This window comes from Permianibacter fluminis, assembly GCF_013179735.1.
Taxonomy (GTDB): domain Bacteria; phylum Pseudomonadota; class Gammaproteobacteria; order Enterobacterales; family Permianibacteraceae; genus Permianibacter; species Permianibacter fluminis.
Window position 1 is genome coordinate 3,211,609 of sequence record NZ_JABMEG010000001.1, and the last position, 19,873, is coordinate 3,231,481.

19 protein-coding genes are annotated in these 19,873 nt (G+C 59.4%); 8 read left to right on the top strand and 11 right to left on the bottom strand.

What is annotated here, in order from left to right; translation table 11 throughout:
• The gene (locus tag HPT27_RS14015) at nucleotides 1-858 is read right to left on the bottom strand and encodes an ABC transporter ATP-binding protein (protein WP_172244549.1); all 858 of its coding nucleotides are present in this window, start codon (nucleotides 856-858) and stop codon (nucleotides 1-3) included.
• A gap of 143 nt (nucleotides 859-1,001) precedes the next feature.
• A complete protein-coding gene (locus HPT27_RS14020; RefSeq protein ID WP_172244551.1) occupies nucleotides 1,002-3,431 on the bottom strand; it encodes a TonB-dependent receptor plug domain-containing protein in 2,430 nt (809 codons plus the stop codon).
• 250 nt (nucleotides 3,432-3,681) lie between these two features.
• On the opposite strand from HPT27_RS14020, the gene alaC reads away from it, so the two are divergent.
• Nucleotides 3,682-4,878 (top strand): alanine transaminase, encoded by a 1,197-nt coding sequence (gene alaC / locus HPT27_RS14025; protein WP_235950878.1) that lies wholly within the window; start codon nucleotides 3,682-3,684, stop codon nucleotides 4,876-4,878.
• Nucleotides 4,879-4,989: 111 nt separating this feature from the next.
• Here the strand turns inward: alaC and HPT27_RS14030 are convergent, their stop codons facing one another.
• Nucleotides 4,990-5,265, bottom strand: coding sequence for a YkgJ family cysteine cluster protein (locus HPT27_RS14030; protein WP_172244553.1), 276 nt, complete (start codon nucleotides 5,263-5,265; stop codon nucleotides 4,990-4,992).
• Nucleotides 5,266-5,404: 139 nt separating this feature from the next.
• Between HPT27_RS14030 and folE the strand changes: the two genes are divergently transcribed.
• Together folE and mnmC are read left to right on the top strand one after the other, a co-directional pair.
• Entirely contained in the window at nucleotides 5,405-5,989 is a 585-nt protein-coding gene (folE, locus tag HPT27_RS14035; protein ID WP_211197971.1) for a GTP cyclohydrolase I FolE, read from the top strand.
• A 90-nt stretch (nucleotides 5,990-6,079) separates the two neighbouring features.
• The gene (gene mnmC / locus HPT27_RS14040) at nucleotides 6,080-7,990 is read left to right on the top strand and encodes an FAD-dependent 5-carboxymethylaminomethyl-2-thiouridine(34) oxidoreductase MnmC (protein WP_172244557.1); all 1,911 of its coding nucleotides are present in this window, start codon (nucleotides 6,080-6,082) and stop codon (nucleotides 7,988-7,990) included.
• Between the two features lie 13 nt (nucleotides 7,991-8,003).
• Here mnmC and HPT27_RS14045 read toward each other — a convergent pair whose 3' ends face one another.
• The 3 genes from HPT27_RS14045 to HPT27_RS14055 form a co-directional block, all read right to left on the bottom strand.
• Entirely contained in the window at nucleotides 8,004-8,318 is a 315-nt protein-coding gene (locus tag HPT27_RS14045; RefSeq protein WP_172244558.1) for a hypothetical protein, read from the bottom strand.
• A gap of 240 nt (nucleotides 8,319-8,558) precedes the next feature.
• Complete coding sequence (locus tag HPT27_RS14050) at nucleotides 8,559-9,686, bottom strand: ATP-NAD kinase family protein (RefSeq protein WP_328820716.1); 1,128 nt, start codon at nucleotides 9,684-9,686, stop codon at nucleotides 8,559-8,561.
• Nucleotides 9,687-9,813: 127 nt separating this feature from the next.
• Entirely contained in the window at nucleotides 9,814-10,410 is a 597-nt protein-coding gene (locus tag HPT27_RS14055; RefSeq protein WP_211197972.1) for an elongation factor P hydroxylase, read from the bottom strand.
• A gap of 214 nt (nucleotides 10,411-10,624) precedes the next feature.
• Between HPT27_RS14055 and HPT27_RS19650 the strand changes: the two genes are divergently transcribed.
• The 5 genes from HPT27_RS19650 (at nucleotide 10,625) to HPT27_RS14080 (ending at nucleotide 15,175) form a co-directional block, all read left to right on the top strand.
• Nucleotides 10,625-11,866 (top strand): HD-GYP domain-containing protein, encoded by a 1,242-nt coding sequence (locus tag HPT27_RS19650; RefSeq protein WP_172244562.1) that lies wholly within the window; start codon nucleotides 10,625-10,627, stop codon nucleotides 11,864-11,866.
• Between the two features lie 83 nt (nucleotides 11,867-11,949).
• Entirely contained in the window at nucleotides 11,950-12,363 is a 414-nt protein-coding gene (locus HPT27_RS14065; protein ID WP_172244563.1) for a hypothetical protein, read from the top strand.
• Between the two features lie 3 nt (nucleotides 12,364-12,366).
• The gene (locus HPT27_RS14070) at nucleotides 12,367-12,624 is read left to right on the top strand and encodes a hypothetical protein (protein WP_172244564.1); all 258 of its coding nucleotides are present in this window, start codon (nucleotides 12,367-12,369) and stop codon (nucleotides 12,622-12,624) included.
• A 119-nt stretch (nucleotides 12,625-12,743) separates the two neighbouring features.
• Complete coding sequence (gene proB / locus HPT27_RS14075) at nucleotides 12,744-13,910, top strand: glutamate 5-kinase (protein ID WP_172244565.1); 1,167 nt, start codon at nucleotides 12,744-12,746, stop codon at nucleotides 13,908-13,910.
• Entirely contained in the window at nucleotides 13,907-15,175 is a 1,269-nt protein-coding gene (locus tag HPT27_RS14080) for a glutamate-5-semialdehyde dehydrogenase (RefSeq protein ID WP_328820699.1), read from the top strand. The genes proB and HPT27_RS14080 overlap by 4 nt, the downstream gene beginning before the upstream one ends.
• A gap of 15 nt (nucleotides 15,176-15,190) precedes the next feature.
• Here the strand turns inward: HPT27_RS14080 and HPT27_RS14085 are convergent, their stop codons facing one another.
• From HPT27_RS14085 to HPT27_RS14105, 5 genes are all read right to left on the bottom strand, one after another.
• A complete protein-coding gene (locus HPT27_RS14085; protein WP_172244566.1) occupies nucleotides 15,191-16,369 on the bottom strand; it encodes an MFS transporter in 1,179 nt (392 codons plus the stop codon).
• A gap of 63 nt (nucleotides 16,370-16,432) precedes the next feature.
• Nucleotides 16,433-17,356, bottom strand: coding sequence for a 50S ribosomal protein L3 N(5)-glutamine methyltransferase (prmB, locus tag HPT27_RS14090; protein WP_211197973.1), 924 nt, complete (start codon nucleotides 17,354-17,356; stop codon nucleotides 16,433-16,435).
• Nucleotides 17,353-18,132, bottom strand: a complete 780-nt coding sequence (locus tag HPT27_RS14095; protein ID WP_172244567.1) for a lysophospholipid acyltransferase family protein — start codon at nucleotides 18,130-18,132, stop codon at nucleotides 17,353-17,355. The genes prmB and HPT27_RS14095 overlap by 4 nt, the downstream gene beginning before the upstream one ends.
• A gap of 196 nt (nucleotides 18,133-18,328) precedes the next feature.
• Complete coding sequence (gene sixA, locus HPT27_RS14100) at nucleotides 18,329-18,787, bottom strand: phosphohistidine phosphatase SixA (RefSeq protein ID WP_172244568.1); 459 nt, start codon at nucleotides 18,785-18,787, stop codon at nucleotides 18,329-18,331.
• The gene (locus tag HPT27_RS14105; RefSeq protein ID WP_172244569.1) at nucleotides 18,784-19,794 is read right to left on the bottom strand and encodes an adenosine kinase; all 1,011 of its coding nucleotides are present in this window, start codon (nucleotides 19,792-19,794) and stop codon (nucleotides 18,784-18,786) included. The genes sixA and HPT27_RS14105 overlap by 4 nt, the downstream gene beginning before the upstream one ends.
• Nucleotides 19,795-19,873: the final 79 nt, after the last annotated feature.

A 19,873-nucleotide genomic window follows, 5' to 3' on the forward strand; every position in this document is an offset into this window, starting at 1 on the left:
TTAACCGCCGTACTGCATCAGCCAGGTGAACACGTCATCCAGATCCGGCGTTGCCGGCAAGGCTGACGGCAGCGGCTGCTCGGGATGCACCAATCGCAGCGTCCAGTTTTCACCATCACGTACGGCCTGCGTGACTTTGTATTGCTTGCGATACTGCTCCAGCTCGGCAGAGCTCGCGGAAATTTGCCAGACCTTGCCAACGACTTCGTGGATCAGCCGTTCAGGCCGATCAAAACGCAGCAAACGGCCCTCCTTCATCACAGCCAGCTGGGTCGCGATGGAGGCAATGTCGGACACGATATGGGTCGACAGAATCACCAGCTTGCCGGTACCGTTCTCGGAAAGCAGATTGCGAAACCGCAAACGCTCTTCTGGATCCAGTCCGGCCGTGGGTTCATCGACGATGATCACATCCGGATCATTGATCAAGGCCTGGGCAATACCGAGCCGCTGGCGCATACCACCGGAATAACTGCTGGCAGGACGGTCCGCAACCTGATGCAGATTGACCAGTTCCAGCATGGACTGAATGCGGCCCCGCTCCTTGACGCCTTTCAACGCCGCGACATATTGCAGCAGCTCGCGCGCGCTCAGATTGTCGTAAACGCCGAAATCCTGCGGCAGATAACCGAGCCGCGCCCGCAGCAGGTCCGGTTTGTCCACGATATCGTCACCACGGAAACGAATGCTGCCAGCGGAAGGCTTCGACAGTGTGGCGACCATCTGCATCAGCGAGGTTTTGCCGGCACCGTTGTGACCCAGCAGACCGAGCACGCCTGCGCCCATCGAAAAACTGACCCCGTCAACGGCCTTGACGCCATTGCGATAAGTTTTACTAACGTCCTGCAACGCCAACATGCTCACCGCCCCTGAAAAATGCCTATCCGCACTGTGCCCGATGCCGGTGTGTAAACCTCCGGGCAGCGGTAAGCAAATGTTGCGGTCGCGATGTGCGGCCGAAAAAAAGCCGCCTTGCGGCGGCTTTTTCTGTCCTGGAACAATCAGAAGGTGTACGAGCCGACCAATGAATAGGTCCGGCCGTTGTAACCCCACTGCGCGGTTTCCAACGAGTACGGCAAGGTGACGCCATTCCAATCGCCATGCTGTTTCTTCGGATACTTGTCAGCAACGTTGTTGATCATGCCACGCACGTTGAAGCCATTGCCGAAGTCATACGCCAGATTCAAGTCAAAAATCCAGGCGCCATCATCGACGTAGTCGTAAGTCGGGTCATCAGCAAGATAGACCGTCTTCACGGAACCGAAATAGTTCGCCGCGGCACCAAAGGTCCAGGTATCGGTCACGTGACGCGCCGAAATGGTGTGGCGATTTTTCGGCGAGTAGCGCTCGATACGAGCTTCTTCATGACGGTCAAAATACACCTGGCTCAAATCGCGATTGGCGCCGGTGATGCCCGCCAGCACGCCCGGCAAGTCGTCAATGCTTTCAACCGTGGTCTTGTTGTAGCTGGAAGCAAAGGTGTATTCCATCCGACCCGTGCCAACGTCATGGCGGAAGTTCACCACCAGATCCGCTCCGAGCGTTTGCGTATCGATGGCGTTGGTAAAGAAAGCGGCCGCACCGACATCATCCGGCAGGGCATCATCGATTTCTGTCGCATCGCTTGGATAGAACAAGCCGGAGATGGCAATCCGATCACTGATATCAATCCGATAGATATCCAGTGTCGCTTCCAAGCCCATATCGAACTTGGTAACCCAGCCCAAGGTGTAGCTCTTCGAATCTTCCGGCTTCAGCTCAGGAATGCCCAGCTGCTGTGCAACGTCGCTCTCAATCGAGTAGATGCCCGAGATCAGCGTCGCGCCGGCTTCAATTTGCGACGACAGCTGGCTATAACCAATCTGCTGCAGGGCTGGTGCCCGGAAGCCATCGGCGATAGAAGCCCGCATGCTGAAATGATCGTTGAAGCTCAGGTAAGCCGCCAGTTTGCTGCTCAGATCCGTGCCGAAATCTTCGTAGTCCTCGTGACGCAGCGCCGCTTCCATGCGGAAGCTGTCGGTGAACTCCATCGACGCCTCGCCGTAGATCGCGCTGCTATCGCGTTCCAGATGGTTGGCTTGTGCCGGTGACCACCCCGGAAACACTTGGATGCCAGGCTTGGCATCCGGCAATCCCCATGGCTGATCGCCGTAGTATTGCCAAGAGTACTCATCGCCAGCGGTAATCTGCGATTCTTCACGGCGCATTTCTGCCCCAAAGGCCAGCGCCAGTGTTTTGCTGCCGAGTGAAACATCGCCGCTGACATCAAAGTTCAGGGTCCGCTGGCCAAACATCAATTCGCCGGCATCGGCACTGGTCGGCACCGTCGACGGGTCGTTGTCCGGGCCGTAGCCATAGGAGAAGTTCTGCGAATTGCTGATGAAAAAGCCAAAGCTGTTTTCGCCATCAACCACCGACAAGTCGGCATTCCAATTACCAATATCGAAGCGCAAGCCAAGTGCGATGGACTTGTCTTCGACATCAGAATTGATCAGCGGCAGAAAGCCGTTCGGGTGTACGTCCAAAACCGGCGTCGGGATCGTTTGGCAATAAGTGATGCCAGAGTTCGGATCATTTTCATCGCAACGGGCATAGCCGGCGGATTCGGCTTCACGCTTGGAGTAACCACCGAAGGCATACAACTCTGCGCTACCCATTGGCATTTCGAAATTGAAGAATGCCGTTTTTTGCTCCAGTTCCGGCTCACCAAAACGCCATTTGTTGCCCGACGGGTCCGGCTCGGCACGATTGGTCGGATCCGCTTTCTTGTATTCTGCGGTCAGATTCAGCACGCCTTCGCCGACGCCAAAACCGGTGTTGACGGAGGTCAGGCTGGTATCACCATCGCCTTCCGAGGTCTGACTGAATGTCTGGCTGACGGAAGTGCCCAGGTTTTTCTTCAACACCACGTTGATCACGCCAGCGATGGCATCGGAACCATATTGTGCAGAGGCGCCGTCACGCAGCACTTCGATGCGTTCAACCGCGCTCATCGGAATTGAATTCAGGTCGGTGCCGGCCGTGCCGCGACCAACCGAATAAATGTGGATCAGCGCGCTCTGATGCCGACGCTTGCCGTTGACCAGCACCAGAGTCTGGTCCGGGCCCATGCCGCGCAACATCGCCGGCTTAACGTGGTCGGAACCATCGGCAACCGACATTTCAACAAAGTTAAACGACGGCGCAATCAGCTCCAGTGCGTTGCCGACATCGGTGGCACCGGCCTTGCGCAGGTCGTCACCGGAGATCAGGTCGACCGGCACGGCGGATTCATTTTCGGAGCGTACAGCAACGCGCGAACCGACCACCTGGACCCGCTCTTCATCGCCGGCGGTATCGGCCGCGAGGGTGATGGCTGGGGTGGCGAGGACGGTGGCAATGGCAAGAGACAGGGGGGCACAGCGGCGATAAAACGATTGAGGGGTTGTCATTTTTCTCATGTTCCTTCCTGGCGAAAATCCGAATTGTTGGCATCGGTAAAGCGGCTGCAATCGATAGCGCGATTGGAATCCCTGGCTGCCGGCAGCTGACGCGACCACGACGCGACCGCCCGACTATAGCGATTGACCAGAAGGCTGAATAGCCCCGCCCGCCCGCCGCGCGAATATGCCAATCCGTTGCTTGCTGCAGAGCATCATCGGTCCCTAGAATCGGCCGCTTACCGAACAGGAAGCTTGCAAGATGGCCAACCCAATGGACGATTTTCCGCGGCTGAACCGGCTGCCGCCTTATGTTTTCAATGTCATTGGCGACCTGAAGATGGCCGCTCGCCGGCAGGGCGACGATATTGTCGACTTCAGCATGGGCAATCCGGACGGACCGACGCCGCCTCATATCGTCGCCAAGATGGTCGAAGCCGCGCAGCGGCCCGACACCCATCGCTATTCCGTGTCCAAGGGCCTGCCGCGGCTGCGCAAGGCCATCGCCGACTGGTATCACAAACGCTATGACGTGAGCCTCGACGCGGAAAAGGAAACCATCGTCACCATCGGCTCGAAGGAAGGCATTGCCCACCTCTGCCTGGCACTGCTTGATCGTGGCGACACCGTGCTGGTGCCGAACCCCTCCTACCCGATTCATATCTACGGTCCGGTCATTGCCGGCGCCGATGTCCGCAGCGTGCCGATGACCGATCCGCAATCCTTTCCGGAGCGGCTGGAAGAAGCGCTGCGCACGCATTACCCGAAACCGAAAATGCTGATCCTGAACTTCCCATCCAATCCGACGGCGGTGACGGTGCCCGATGGCTTCTTTGAAAAAATCGTCGCCTTGTGCCGCGAGTACGGTGTCTGGCTGGTGCACGATCTTGCCTATGCCGACATCGTGTTTGATGGCTACAAGGCGCCGTCGCTGCTGCAAGTGCCGGGCGCGCGCGATATCGCGGTCGAATTTTTTACGCTGTCGAAAAGCTACAACATGCCGGGCTGGCGGGTCGGCTTCATGGCTGGCAATGCCAAATTGGTCAACGCGCTGGCGCGCATCAAGAGCTATCACGATTACGGCATGTTCACGCCGATTCAAATCGCCGCAATCCACGCGCTGGAAGGCCCGCAGGATTGCGTGCAGGAAATCTGCGAGATCTATCGCAAACGTCGTGACGTGCTCTGTCAGGGCCTGCACCAGCTCGGTTGGCCGGTCGACATTCCAAAAGCGACGATGTTTGTCTGGGCCAAAATTCCGGCCGCTTACCGCGAACTCGGCTCGCTCGCCTTTGCCAAGAAGCTGTTGGAACAAGCGAAAGTGGCGGTCAGCCCTGGCATTGGTTTTGGCGAATACGGCGACGAATACATCCGCTTTGCCCTGATCGAAAACGAAGCGCGAACCCGGCAGGCACTGCGCGGCATCAAAGCCATGTTCAAAGCGGATGGGGTTGGCTGACTGTCACGGACATTGTAAGTGTCACGGACCTTGTGATTGTCATGGACCCTGTAGCAGCGGGCTTGCCCGCGATGACTTTCCACATCGAAACCATCGCGGGCAAGCCCTCTCCTAAGCTCGACTGTCCGATTGCCTTGGTGCCGTGGCCGCTTCCAGATCCAGTAGCCAGATCATGGCTTCCGCCGCCGAGCTGCCGCACATTTCGGCCGATGGCTGCAGGCTGGAACAGAAAGCCGGCCGCTCCGGCTTGCCAAACAGGCGGCAACGCAGTTGCTCGTCGAGCTGCACGCACGGCACACCCGCCGGTTTGCCGTTTGGCATGCCGGGTATCGGGCTGGTGATAGAGGGCGCAATGCAGCAGGCGGCGCAGGCCGGGCGGCAATCCATGAAGGGCTCGAAAACATCCTTGGCCCATGCGACATCTGATTGCCGCCGGACCGCGTAAGAGACGGCCTGTTTGGCCGGTATGCGGTATCATACCGGCCCTTCGCCCTGCCCGCCCCTGAAAGCTCGCCGAGGTTGCCCCATGTCCGACAAAGCCGCGCCCTTGCCCGCGACTGAACAAATCGCCGCCCTGTACAGCCAGATCCTGAGCCAGCTCGGTGAAGACGTGAATCGCGAAGGCCTGCGCGACACGCCAATGCGCGCTGCCAAAGCCATGCAATTCCTGACCAAGGGCTATCACGAAACGCTCGATGAAGTGGTCAACGATGCCATTTTCGAATCGGAAACCGATGAGATGGTCATCGTCAAAGACATCGAGCTGTACTCGATGTGCGAACACCATCTGCTGCCGTTCGTCGGCCGCTGCCATGTCGCTTACCTGCCTTCCGGCAAGGTGATTGGCTTGTCGAAAATTGCCCGTATCGTCGACATGTTTGCCCGTCGCATGCAGATTCAGGAAAACCTGACCAAGCAGATCGCCGAAGCGGTCATGGCCGTGACCCATGCCAAGGGCGTTGGTGTGGTGGTGGAAGCCAAGCACATGTGCATGATGATGCGCGGCGTCGAGAAGCAGAACTCGACCATGACCACGTCGGTCATGCTCGGTTACTTCCGCAAATCGCAGGCAACGCGCACCGAATTCCTGAAATTGATCGGCCGCGGTTGACCGCTCCGTTCAGCAGCGAAGGCGCCAGATTCACGAACGCCTTCGCTGCCGCACCATCACCTGATCAATCCCCACCCAAACTGATTGCCCATGGCCGGACTTGCCACCGTCGATTACGCCGACCTCAGCTGGGAAGCTGACGGCACGCCCCGCTCGCAGCAATTTGACGATATCTACTTTTCTCGCGCTGGCGGTCTCGCCGAATCCACTTACGTTTATTTGCGTGGCAACCACATTCCCGAGCGCTGGCCCGGACATTTTGCCGAGCAAGCGGCCTTTCATGTCTTTGAAGCGGGTTTCGGCACCGGGCTCAATTTCCTGCTGACGTTGCAGGCGTTTCTGGCCAACCAGCCGCCACGCGCGCAACTGCGCTATGTCGCGGTCGAACGGTTCCCGTTGCAACCGCAGGATCTGCAGCGTGCACTCGCCAGCTTTCCCGAACTGGCGCCGCTCGCCGCGCAGTTGCTGGCGCAATATCCCTTGCCACTGCGCAACTGGCACACGCTGCACTTTGCTGCCGGGCAGGTACAACTGACCTTGATCTTCGATGACATCGCCAACGCACTACCGGCTCTGCAGCAAACCGATTGGCGATTCGATGCCTGGTATCTCGATGGCTTTGCTCCGGCCCGTAATGGCGAGATGTGGGCCGAGCCACTGTGGCCGGTAGTGAAGGCGCTGGCACGTACCGGCTCAACGGCCAGCACGTTCAGCGCGGCCGGTGTCGTTCGCCGTGGCTTGCAGAGTGCAGGATTTGACGTAAAAAAAGTCGCCGGCTTTGGCCACAAGCGCGACATGACAGAAGCCCGTTTCGTCGCGCCGCAGTACCCGCAAACGCGCAAGCGGGAGCAACTGCCGTATCACGCCAGTCTGCAACGGCCCGAGGAACCGGTGTTCATTGTCGGCGCCGGCATCGCCGGCGCTGCCACCGCTTATGCATTGGCAATGCGCGGCATTTCGGTGGTCGTGCTGGAGCAGCAGGCAGAAACCGGCGGAACCTTGCGTCAACACGCGGCAGCGCTGGCCAGTCCGCGCTGGAGTCGCGATCACAATGTCCGCAGCCGCTTTCAGCTGGCGGGGCTGTTGCTGTTGAAGCAGTGGGCGCAAGCACTGCAATCAACCGACCCGGCTCGGCCAATCATTCTGCAGCAAGCCATTTTGACCGTGCTGACGGACGCCGACTGCGCGCGTGAACAGACTCTGCTGCACGAGCTGGGCATTTTGCCGACGCTGGCAGATTGGCTCGATGCGGCATCCGCCAGCGCCATTGCCGGCGTGCCATTGCAGCACACCGCGGTGCGGCATCATCTGGCATTGTCGGTTGATCCGCAGGCTTTGTGTTCCGCGTTGTTGACGCACCCGTTGATTACGGTTCGCCATGGCGTAGAGGTAATCGACTTTACGGCCAATGAAGCCGGCGTTGCGCTGCGCTTGCATAACGGCGAACAGGAACACTGCGCACAACTCGTGCTCGCTACCGGTGCCGCCAGCATGACCCGCCTGGCACCGTTGCCATTGCGACCGGTGCGCGGCCAAAACAGCAACCTGCCAGCAACAACAACCAGCAGCGCGCTGCAACTACCACTGCGTTTTGGTGGCTACCTGACACCGGCCCAACACGGGCGGCACATTCTCGGTGCCAGTTACGATGGAGGTGAATGGGATCCGGCGTTGCGGCTGGAAAGTCAGCAGCAGAATATCGCTGCGCTGGCGTGGGCGTTGCCGGAACTGGCGACAGCCTGGCAACACGAGCCCGTGCAGGGCGATGTTGGTCATCGCCTGGTCAGCCCCGATCGCTCACCGCTGATTGGCGCGCACCCGACTCAGGACAGGCTCTGGCTTAATCTCGCCCACGGCTCACACGCACTGATGACAGCCTGCGCAGGTGCGCAGGTGCTGGCGGCACAACTGGCCGGCGAGCCGATGCCGTTTCCACTCGACTGGCTGCGCGCCGTCGCACCGGCGCGCTTCCGCCACTATCTGACTGACGATATCGGTTGAGTGCTTGCCGGCCTTATTTGACCGCAACCTGACGGCTCGACAGCTCCGACTCGACCACACGTTCTTCTTCAACCGGCGCCAGCATCGGCAGTGGCTGCAAGGCCAGCTGCTGCCAGTTTTGCGGGATCGCATCGCGCAGAATCTGTTGCTGGGCCTGCTTGCCGCTCTCGCGAATATTCGGCAATGACGGTGCAGCGGCTGACGAGGCAACCGTCTGAGTGCTGGCTTGCGGATGAACCATTTTGCTTGCTGCCGGCTGCGCGGCCTGACTGACATCGCAAACCGCCAACAGCGCAGTGGCGATGACGACGGTGGTGATGACGTTCATGGGTGACTCCCTTCCTGTTACGCCGGAGCAATCTCCGGTGTTGCCAGATTGCCGGCAAAGCATTGCAGGGCAATGAAGGGATTACGGCAATTTGTTTAAGGCAAGCACAGGCATAATTGGCAAAAAGCCCAGCAACTGCCGGGCATTTTGCCAATTATGCTGAACCCGGTGGCACGCATTTGCACACCCGCCGCAACAGCTTGAAACATGCTGGCCGACCGGAACGACACTCTCTGGCAGCTATTGCAACGGATACAGCGCCTCACTGCGATAGCCGGTGACCACGCGAATCGGTCCGGAATAATCCCGGTCCAGCTCGGGGTCGCCGCTATCCGTCAGCAGTGGCCGCCCTTGCAGACTTTGCAGCTTGCCGGGGCTGGCGACCACGCTGATCGCCTGACGGCCCAGACGTCGCAATATCCGCGGGCTCAGCTGCTGATTGCCGCGACCGAAAACGTGGCCCTGACCACCGATAACCGTGACCACCAGCGCTGCTTTCGGTTCGTTTTGCAGCAGATTCCAGAGTGTCGCTTCGGTGGCATCTTTGCTCAGCAACTGGCCGGCCTTGACCACATCGACGCCGAGCAAACTGCCCTCAATTCCGAGCCGTTGCTTGATCGCCATGCAGGTGGTTCCGGAGCCGAGCAAATAAGCAACGTCGTCCGCCATTTCATCAACGATTTGCTCGGCGATATCGTCTACCACCTGCGTTTCAACCGCCCGCGCACTTTCCTTGCTTTGTTGAAGCAAAGGATGCGCCGGCACTTTCAGATAACCAAACAAGCGCGCCCGGACATTGCCGGCCCGATAGGCGTCTTCGTCGAGATCTTTCACTTGCGCGCTGGTCAGCTCCAGCGGTTTGCCCTGACAGAGATCGGCCAGCACTTCACCGGCGGCCTGCGGGCTGACGGCATACACCGCCGAATGGATTTTTACTCCGGCCGGAATCCCGAGCACCGGCGCCAGCTCACTGACACCAAGCGCATTCAACTCCGAATAGACATCGCGTGCTGTGCCATCGCCACCGGCAAACAGGATCAAGCCCAACTGCTGCGCAGCCAGCGCCTTGATCGCGGCAACGGTATCGGCAGCTGATGTGAATTCGCCGTTGGCGTGATAGACAATCTGATGTTGAAAACCGAGCTGCTGCAAGACATCAGCGCCCATGGCGCCGGCCGCGGTGTGAAAGCGCAATTGCTCCCGCCAGGGCAAGAGCTTTTCCAGCGCGGTGCGGGTCCGGATGTTCGCGCGTGGTTCGGCGCCGAGCGCGAGCGCCTGATCACGGACATTGTCGCTGCCTTTGAGGGCAACGCTGCCACCAATACCCGCCCAGGGATTGATCACCAGACCGAGATTCAGCATGCCTATCCTCTCTCCCCTTGCACCGGCCAGCGATAGCTTCAGTTATGAATTGCACTAGCTATGAATTGCACCAGTTCTTGATTGCCGCAGTCATCGATTGCTCAAACTGACGATGACAGAAGCCAGCGATGACTCAGCACGGCGACTGCGGCGCCGAAACCGGTTCGCCCTGCCGAAAGACCTGCTGCAAAGCATCGAAGAATTGCTGCGCACGGGGTGGCAAGCCGGTCGAAAAATAGTGCTGGCACTGCTGGAACACGGCCTGGCGAAAAGCCGCGCTGGCATCATTGCCCTGCGGGCCGGCGGCGAGATTGTCTGCTGACAGATTGAACCGTATACCGGCCGCCCGGCTCAGCGCCCATTCCACGGCCTGCGGTTTGACTTCGACCCGTTCGAACTCGGCCTGCTGCGCGGCGTTGCGACCATCGGGCTGATACCAGTAACCAAAGTCGTGCAATTGCCGGCGCGCTGCGCCCGCCAGACACCAGTGGGCGATTTCATGCAAGGCACTGGAAGCGAAGTCTTCACGGAAAATGATCCGGGCCGGCTGCGTTTCGGTTGCCGGCAGATACTCCGGCTCGGCACCACCGCCAACCAGCACGGTGCGTTCGGATTCGGCAAAGCAGGCATTGAACACGGCGATCAAGGCGGCCGCATCGGGCGTCGGGCCACGGCGGTCAGCCAGCTCCTGGCCAGCAATCGGCAAACTGAATACTGCAGAACTGGACACCACGCACCCGCCCAACGACTGAACCGAAAGCCACGCAAAACGGCGCGCATTCTACCCGAAGCCGAGTCCGGCGCCCACGTTCAGCCGGTCGGGAAAGTCCTGCCAAAGCCAGCAAGCCGGAGATTTGACGGTATACTCTGGTACAGCTTAGGCCGTTTGCGGGCAATGGCCCCGGTACCGTGAGGACGGCGACCACCGATGAGATGCGACTACCGTGAATAACCGCCAGCGTATTTCCGTCAGCGAGCTTCGGCTCGGCATGTGCGTTATCGATCTCGACCGGCCCTGGCTCGAAACACCGTTCCTGATCCAAGGCTTCATCCTGAGTACCGAGGCCGATATCAAAGCGGTCCAGCAATATTGCCGGTACGTCTACATCGACCCACGCCGTGGCGCTCTGCCAACCTCAAGCAAAGACCGCGGTCAGCAGAATCTGGATCGCAACAGCAGCTTCAGTCTGTTCCAACGCAGTGAACCACCAGCACCAAAACGGGCGGTCGAAGAAGAACTGCCGGATGCCCGCAAAGTGCATGCGCGCGGCAGCTCGCTGGTGCGCGGCTTCATGGATGACATCCGCTTTGGTCGGGTGCTTAACGTCAAGGCCATTGAGGAAGGCGTGGCCGATACCGTTGACAGCGTGCTGCGCAATCCGGATGCCATGATGTGGCTGGCGCAGTTGCGCAAAAAGGACGCCAGTCACGAACAGCATTGCCTGAACGCCTGCATTCTCGCGGTGACGTTTGGCCGCCACCTCGGTCTGCCGCGCGATGAACTGCAAAAGCTGGGCATCTGTGCGCTGCTGCACGATGTCGGCAAACTGCAGATCCCGGATGCCGTGCTGAACAAGACCGGGCCGCTCAGTGAAGCCGAGCTGGCCACGATGCGCAAACATACCGATTTTGGTCGGGTCATTCTGATGTCGGCACGCGAGCTCTATCACGGCGCTATCGACGTTGCCCACAGTCACCACGAGTGGGTGGACGGCACCGGCTACCCGCGCGGTCTGAACGGCGGCCAGATTTCACCCTTTGCCAAAATCATTGCCATCGTCGACACCTACGACGACATTATTGGCGAGCATGTTTATCGCGGCGAACGCACGGCGTTCGAGGCCTTGAAAGAAATCAATGCCGGCCGCGGCAAGCAGTTCGATGAGTCGCTGGTCAAACACTTCATCGACATGATCGGGGTGTTTCCGGTTGGCAGTATTGTCGAGCTTGGCAGCGGCGAAGTCGGCATCGTGCTGGCACAAACGCCGAACAAGCCGATGCTGCCGCGCGTGGTGTTGCTGCTCGATGCCAACAAGCAGCCGCGCAAGGAACAAATACTGAATCTGGCCATGCCGGCGGCTGAAGGCGCACCGGCCCACCGGGTAGTGCGCGTGCTGCGCCGTGGCGATTACGGTCTCGACCCGCAGCAACTGCAGGAACGCGGCCTGATGGCCAAGATTCCCTGACCCCACTCTTTTGCCAACACCAAGCGAGTCGGCATGCAGCAACCAAGACGAGCCCATTTGATCACGCCATGACAGCATTTCCGATGAATGATATTTACATTGAAGACTTCCACCGCGACGTCGCCATCGCGCTAATCCGGTTGTACGCGACCTTTCCGCGCCCGGCTGCGCTGTATGTCGACGAGATCGCCGGCAGCGATGACCCGGATGAATTTGGTGTGCAATCAGAGCGGCATCAACGCTGTCTCGGCAGTTTGATCTGGCTCGGCGAAGAGGGCGTGATCCGTTATCGCGACATGATCGGCTTGGAAGGTATCGACGCCGCAGTGCTGACACTGCGCGGCTTTCGCGCCTTGCACGAAGGTCAAGGCCCGGCGATCGAACAACTCACCATCAACACCGTTCGGGAGGCTCTGCGCGAACGCAATTCGGAAGCCGTCAAGCGCAGTGTTCAGCGTTTTTTCAGCAGCTATGTCCTGCAACGCGGACCGGACTGAGCGATGCGTCTGGAAATCATCAAGGTGAACGCCGACCGGCTCGATCCGGAGTGTCTGGTCGTCACCTTGCGCCACGTTCCCGGCAGCATCGCCCGCTTCATGCTCGGCGCGCGCGACAAGGTGGTGACCTATAAAGGTCAGGTCAGTGCCTGGTACGTCCCGCCCAGTTTTCGCCCTGCCGATGCCGACACCAGTCGCTTTCTCGACAGCATTGCCTCCTCGCGTGAGTTCGCGCATCTGCGCCCTGCCCGTCGCTCCTGACACCACACTCGCTTTTATCAAGCAAAATCATTTGCCTCGCTGACGCGACTCTCGTCCAATAGCGATACCGCTGGCAACGCTGCCGCGGCTGCAGAATGCAATGCTCAGGAAGAGATGACATGACCGACCTCCGCTGGCAGCGGGCCGTACTCAAAATTGGTAGCAGCTTGATCGCACCCGACCGCGATGGCTTGTCGGACCGTTACCTGAAAGCGATCGCCGCGTTCATCACAGCTGCCAACCGCAGTGGCCGCGAATTGGTGGTGGTGTCATCGGGCGCAGTCGCTGCCGGCCGGGCGCTGTTGCCGCAGGCCGGTGATCGCAGCCGACAAACGCTGGTGCGTAAACAGGCGCTCGCCGCCGTCGGTCAGGCCCAGCTCATGCAGTGCTGGGCCAGCCAGTTGCAGATGCCGGTCGCACAGCTCCTGCTGACCGCCGATGATCTGCAAGACCGCCATCGCTTCGTCAATGCCCGCAACACCCTGCGCGAATTGCTCAGCCTGGGTTGCCTGCCGATCATCAACGAAAACGACAGTGTCGCCACTGATGAATTGAAAGTCGGTGACAACGACAATCTGGCAGCGCATGTTGCCGCTTTGGTCGACGCCGATCTGCTGATCATCGGCAGCGACATCGATGGCTTGTACGATCAGAATCCGCGCACCACGCCGAACGCAAAAAAAATTGCAGTCGTCGAACGCATCGATGCGACGGTACTGGCGATGGCGGGCGGCAGCGGCTCGGCCGTTGGCACCGGTGGCATGATCACCAAACTGCAAGCAGCAGAACGAGCCACCTCGCGCGGCATCGCGACGGTGATCGGTGATGCACGAAATCCGGATTTCCTTACCTCGCTGTTGGCTGATGATTGTCAGGGTGACTTTGATTGTCAGGGAACCCTGTTCCGTGCCCATGGCGAACCGCTGCGGGCGCGCAAGCATTGGTTGCAGCACACGCTGACGAGCCGCGGCCAGCTGCAGATTGATGCCGGTGCCTGGCAGGCCTTGCGTGAACGTGGCGCGTCGCTGTTGCCATCCGGCATACGGCAGGTCAGTGGCGATTTTCAGCAAGGTGACGCCGTAGACATCACCTTGTATCAGGACGACGGCGTCCGGCTGCTTGGCAAAGGCATCAGTCAATATGACGCCGGCGTACTGACCGGCATCCGCGGCATGCGCAGCGACGAAATTACCCAAAAACTCGGCAACACCGGCCAGGACTGCGCCATTCACCGTGATGATCTGGTGCTGTATCTGTCGCCTATTGAACAGGAGTCATCACTGTGAGCGCGTTACTGCAGCAGCAAGTTGCGGCAACCCGCGCGGCCGCACCGGTTGTCGCGCCCCTCGACGCCGACACGCGCAATGCGCTGTTATTGGCAATGGCCGATGCCATCAACAACCAGCAAGCAATGCTGCTCGCCGCCAACGCACGCGATTTGCAAGCGGCAACCGAACGCGGCCTGTCCGCTGCCATGATCGATCGGCTGGCGTTGAACCCGGCGCGTCTGGCAGCGCTGGCAACTAGTCTGCGTGAGGTTGCCGCGTTACCCGACCCACTCGGCAGCCGACGTCCGTTCAGTCAACCGGCATCCGGAATTTCGGTGTTCAAGCAGCGCATTCCGCTTGGCGTCATTCTGATGATTTATGAGGCGCGGCCCAATGTCGCGGTTGATGCGGCAGCACTCTGTCTGAAATCCGGCAATGCCGTGCTGCTGCGCGGCGGCTCGGAGGCACGTCACAGCAATGCCGCGATCGGAATATTGTGGCAGCAGGTATTGGCTGCCCAGCAACTGCCCGCCGCGGCGGTCACGGTGCTGACCGAATGCAGTCATGACGATGTCAACGCGATGCTGCAATGGGACGAGCTGATCGATCTCGTTATCCCGCGCGGTGGCGAGAAGCTGATACGTTCGGTGGCCGCCCACAGTCGCATTCCGGTGATACGGCACTACAAAGGCGTCTGCCATCTGTTTGTCGATGCCAGCGCGAACCCGAGCATGGCCATCGATTTGCTGATCGATGGCAAATGTTCCCGGCCGGCCGTCTGCAATGCACTGGAAACCCTGTTGGTGCATGCGAGCATCGCGGCCAGTTGGCTGCCGCAGGCAGCGGCAGCCCTGCGCTCACGTCAGGTCGAATTGCGTGGTTGCCCCCGCACCTGCGCGCTGCTCGCTGATTGCACGCTTGCCAGCGACAGCGACTGGAGCAGCGAGTATCTCGACAAAATCATCAGCATCAAAATTGTCGACGATCTCGATGCTGCCATCCGTCACATACGCCAATACGGCTCGCAGCATTCAGAGGTCATTTGCACCAGCGAGCCGGCCAACGCCGAAAAATTTCTGCATCAGGTCGATGCATCCGTAGTGCTGGTGAATGCGTCATCACGATTCAATGACGGCGGCGAACTGGGTCTGGGCGCCGAAATCGGTATCGCCACCACCAAGTTGCATGCCTACGGCCCCATGGGTTTGGAAGCGTTGACGGCGGAAAAATATGTCGTGCTGGGTCACGGTGAAGTGCGGCACCCGGAGTCACGGCAGCGCTGAGGGATTACATGGCCACTACGGAGCTGACGGGACAGTCGGCGTCGTGATGTTTGCCGACCGCAAGCTGACAGCCATCACCACTGCCGCCAGCACACAGGCCGCGCTGGCCATCAGATAGGTATCGCTGCCACCGGCACCATTGCGCCAGAAAAAACCAGCCAGCAAATTGCCCAGTGCGCCACCAACCCCGTAGGACAAGGCACTGTAGATCGCTTGCGCCCGGCTGCGCTGATGCAAGGGAAACTGACTGTGCAGGAACTGCATGGCCAAGGCATGAATCAGCGCGAAGCTGACCGCATGCAACACTTGAACAAACAACAGAACAGCAAAATTATCTGCAAACGTTGCCAGCAGATACCAGCGCAGCGCACTGACGATCAGCGCGAACAGTAGCAAAGGTGCCAATCGGAACCGGGCAAACAAGCGCTTGGTCAGCAGAAACATGCCAATCTCGGCAACCACGCCCAGCGTGATCAGCCAGCCACTTTCGCTCGCGCTATAGCCGAGGCCGCGCAGATACAAATCAAAAAACGTGTAGTACGGCGCGTGGGAAATGGTCATCAGGGTGGTAGCGATCAAGAAGGCAATCACCGCCGGCTTGCGTAGCTGGGTGCGCAGACGATCATGACGCAGCATGTCGCGATTGATCTGCTCGTGACGCGGCAGTAGCAGCGCACTGATCAGCAAAATCGCCATGAACGCCAGCACGACGGGCTGCATGGTCGCCGGGCCGCCAGCCTGAATCGCGTAGCCGACCAACAGCACCGTGATCAGATAACCCACCGAGCCCCATAACCGGATTCGGCTGTAATCGCTGCCAGTCTTGGCGGTGCGCGCAAGCGTCAACGTTTCTGCTTGCGGAATGATGGCATTCCAGAACAAGGAATACGCCGACATCGCCAATATCATGGGCAAGGCAACGGTCTGTTGCAGGCCGAACGCCAATGCCAGCAACGAGGCCAACACACCGAGCAACAGCACCCGCTGACCGGCATGATAACGATCTGCCAGCGCGGCCCAGCCGTAAGGCGCCGCAATGGTTGCCAGCGAAATGGCCGAAGTACAAAGGCCGATGGTGATCGAGTCGAACCCCTGGGAATCAAAATAGCGACCGCGATACGGCACAAATGCGCCGAGTACAGCGTAATAAAAGAAATAGAACGCCGACAGCCGAGCAAATTCGTTACGCGGCATGACAACACACTCGCCGGCGCCACATCTCGCCACCGACTCCGCAGCCCAGACTACAGCCAAGCATCACGACGGAAAAAACTGACGCAGCTCTTCGCGGGAGATCAGGAAAACCCCGTCATCGCTGTGCTCGAATTCCAGCCAGGTGAACGGGACATTGGGATATTGCGCCATGACATGGCGCATGCTGTTGCCGACCTCACAAATCAACAGGCCGCCGGGGGTCAGACACTTTGCGGCATCAGCCAGCAACTGACGAACAAAATCCAGACCGTCTTCGCCGGCAGCCAAGGCCAGCGCCGGCTCATGCCGATACTCGGGCGGCACCGAGGCAAAATCCTCGGCATCGACATACGGCGGATTGCAGACAATCAAATCGTATTGTTCGTCCATCAGCTCGGTCAGGCCGTCGGACTGCACCAGCTGGACTTGTTCTTCCAGTTGATAAGCCGCGACATTTTCTTCGGCAACGTCCAGCGCCTCGGCGGAAATATCGCTGGCATCGATCAGCGCCTCGGGAAACGCATGCGCACACGCGATGGCAATGCAGGCGCTGCCGCAGCACAGATCCAGAATACGTGCTGGCTCACGTTCACCGAGCCATGGCTGAAAGCGGTTCTGGATCAACTCGGCGATGGGCGAGCGCGGGATCAATACGCTTTCATCAACGATGAATTCCAGCCCGCAGAAATACGCCTTGCCGGTGATATACGGCAACGGCCGCCGTGAATTGATCCGCTCGGCAGCCCGATTGGCGATGAGCTCACGCTCGCTACGAGTCAACCGGCAGCTGGCAATTTCACGGATGTATTCGTGCGGCAAATCCAGACTCTGCATGACCAAGGCACCCGCCTCGTCCCAGGCATTGATGGTGCCATGACCATAAAACAGATCGTGCGCGGCAAAGCGGCTGGCTGCCCAACGCCAAAAATCCTGGGCGGTGTGCAAATCATCAACGGCTTGCTGGATATCCTGCTCGGACAGACTCATGCATGTTCTCCTTGCAGTGTGCTGGTGCTTGCTTCAGCGGCGATTGGATCAGGCTGGCCCAGCAAGGCCTGCATGGCAGTCGCCACGCTGTCTGACAACGCCTGCCGGGTCTCAATGGAATAATTGGACGCGTCAATCGGCGCGCCGATATGCACTTCGGTTTCGACACCGAGGTTGAGATTGAACGTGCCTTTCGGCAGCACCGTGCTGATGTTGCGGATTGCCACCGGAATGATGATCGCCTGGGTATCAATCGCCAGATGGAAACAACCTTTCTTGAACGGCAACAGTTTGCCATCGACCGAACGGGTACCTTCCGGCGAGACCCACAGCACGATACCGCTTTCCATTTTGGCGCGGGCGGCCGCCAAGTCTTTCAGCGCTTGTTCGCGATTGTGCCGGTCAATGAAAATGAATTCCGCCGCACGCATCGCCAGTCCAAACACCGGAATCCGCGACAGCTCCTTTTTCGCCAACATCCGCAGGCTGCCGGGCAAAGCAACAAAGCTCAATGGAATGTCGTAATGGCTCGCATGCGAACACATGATGATGTAACGGCGATTGCTTTCCAGCACCGGCATCTGGCCGCGAACCTGCCAACGCAAATCAATCAGCCGCACCAGCCATTGCGACCAGCGCCGACAAACCCGATCCATCGCGGGTCGTGGATTGCGATAAAGCGTGCCAACCCAGATGCCGCGCAGGCAATACCAGAACGTCACCGCCACACTGGCAGCCATCAGCAGCAACAAACGGAACAAGGAGGCTTTGCGCATATACCCGACTGTCGTATCGTTTTTTAAGAAAGCTGCGGATCAGTCGTGGTAGCGAACTGAGCGACAGGGTGTTGTTGCGACCACTTGATGCGGGCCACGCCGGCGCGCATTTTGCCATAAACCACGACGTCACCGATGGCTGACAAGCCGGATCGGCTCGGGTCATTTCAGGTTTCAGACGCCAACTTCACAACGTTCAGAGAGTGGGACTGTACTGCCCGGCCAGCCGCCACTGTGCACCTTCACGGCGCAACACCGCCAGCGCGCCAGTGGCAAAACCCCAGTCACGACCGGTCAGGTTACGCAGCAAGGCCGCGACCAACGGCATATGCGTTGCGACCAGCAGCGGCTGCTCGGCCAACACCGCCAGCATGGTTGCGGTCAGGCCTGCATCGGCATCCGGCTGCAGCATCGGCTCGGTTTCGATGGCCAGCACTGGCGCCAGCTCCTGCTGCACGATGCCGGCCGTTTCCTGCGCGCGCCGATACGGGCTGGCAACAATGCGCTGCGGCAGCCAGGCGTGCTCACGCAAAAAGGCACAGCTGCGTTTGACCTCTTCCCTGCCGGCGAGAACCAGCGCCCGGCTGGCGTCGTCGGCGCGATAAGGTTCAGCCTGACCGTGCCGCAGCAGGATCAGCACGCCAGTCGTGCTCATTTCTGCTTGGCGAGCTGTTTGGCTTTGTCGCGCAGCGACGGCAGGTGCTGACTGGCCAGACGCGGACCAAACTCACTGACCACCAAACCGGCCGCGTAATTGGCCAGCTGACTGGCACGGCGAAAATCCCAACCCTGACTGCGCGCATACAGAAATGCACCGGCAAACATGTCACCGGCGCCGAGCGTGTCGCGCACCTTGACCGGCTCGGTTGGCGTTTCGATGAAATGATCGCCGTCGAATGCCAACGCGCCGTGGGCACCGCGGGTGATCACAAAAGCGAGCGCATGATCGCGCAGCTTGTTGGCAGCGGCGAAGACATCCGTGGTTTCGGTGAAGGCCAAGGCTTCGGCTTCGTTGCAAAACAACAGATCAACGCCATCGCCGATGAAGGCCCGAATGCCGTCGGCAAAATACTTCACCATGTTCGGATCCGACAAGGACAGGGCAATCGGGATATTGCGACGCCGGGCTTCTTTGCGGGCAATCAGCACCGCTTCGCGCGCGCTTGGCGAACTCGCCAGATAACCTTCGATGTAGAGAAAGCGACTGGCGAGCAACGCTTCGGTATTCAGCTCGCTCGGACCAACGTCACCAGTGATGCCGAGAAAAGTATTCATGGTGCGATCGGCATCGGGGGTAATCATCACCAGGCACTTGCCGGTCTTGCCATCATCACGCGGTTTACTGGCCAGATTGGTATCGACGCCGTTGGCTTTCAGATCCTGAAAATAGAAATCACCCGGCTCGTCGGCAGCGACCTTGCAGGAAAAGAAACTCTTGCCACCGAGCTGCTGTACGCCAATCAAGGTATTCGCGGCCGAGCCGCCGCAGGCACGCTTGTGTTTCTCGCCTTGCAGTTCGCCGACCAATTGATCGTGACGCGACTCTTCAATCAGTGTCATCACGCCCTTGCTGATGCCCAGACGGGACAACTCGGCAACGCTGACTTCAAATTCATAATCGACCAGGGCATTGCCAATGGCATAAACATCGTAACGGGACATCAACGGCTTCCTTATTCTGGTAATGCGTTTGACTGGCAAGCCAGCACATTCAAGTCATTCAGACCGACTCGCCCGCCGC

Coding starts and splice junctions, on each gene's coding strand:
- HPT27_RS14095 (WP_172244567.1), bottom strand. CDS start 18,132: ATGCGCAAAGCCTCCTTGTTCCGTTTGTTGCTGCTGATGGCTGCCAGT.
- sixA (WP_172244568.1), bottom strand. CDS start 18,787: ATGAGCACGACTGGCGTGCTGATCCTGCTGCGGCACGGTCAGGCTGAA.
- proB (WP_172244565.1), top strand. CDS start 12,744: ATGACCGACCTCCGCTGGCAGCGGGCCGTACTCAAAATTGGTAGCAGC.
- HPT27_RS14070 (WP_172244564.1), top strand. CDS start 12,367: ATGCGTCTGGAAATCATCAAGGTGAACGCCGACCGGCTCGATCCGGAG.
- alaC (WP_235950878.1), top strand. CDS start 3,682: ATGGCCAACCCAATGGACGATTTTCCGCGGCTGAACCGGCTGCCGCCT.
- HPT27_RS14020 (WP_172244551.1), bottom strand. CDS start 3,431: ATGACAACCCCTCAATCGTTTTATCGCCGCTGTGCCCCCCTGTCTCTT.
- mnmC (WP_172244557.1), top strand. CDS start 6,080: ATGGCCGGACTTGCCACCGTCGATTACGCCGACCTCAGCTGGGAAGCT.
- HPT27_RS14085 (WP_172244566.1), bottom strand. CDS start 16,369: ATGCCGCGTAACGAATTTGCTCGGCTGTCGGCGTTCTATTTCTTTTAT.
- HPT27_RS14045 (WP_172244558.1), bottom strand. CDS start 8,318: ATGAACGTCATCACCACCGTCGTCATCGCCACTGCGCTGTTGGCGGTT.
- folE (WP_211197971.1), top strand. CDS start 5,405: ATGTCCGACAAAGCCGCGCCCTTGCCCGCGACTGAACAAATCGCCGCC.
- HPT27_RS14030 (WP_172244553.1), bottom strand. CDS start 5,265: ATGGATTGCCGCCCGGCCTGCGCCGCCTGCTGCATTGCGCCCTCTATC.
- HPT27_RS14015 (WP_172244549.1), bottom strand. CDS start 858: ATGTTGGCGTTGCAGGACGTTAGTAAAACTTATCGCAATGGCGTCAAG.
- prmB (WP_211197973.1), bottom strand. CDS start 17,356: ATGAGTCTGTCCGAGCAGGATATCCAGCAAGCCGTTGATGATTTGCAC.
- HPT27_RS14105 (WP_172244569.1), bottom strand. CDS start 19,794: ATGTCCCGTTACGATGTTTATGCCATTGGCAATGCCCTGGTCGATTAT.
- HPT27_RS14065 (WP_172244563.1), top strand. CDS start 11,950: ATGAATGATATTTACATTGAAGACTTCCACCGCGACGTCGCCATCGCG.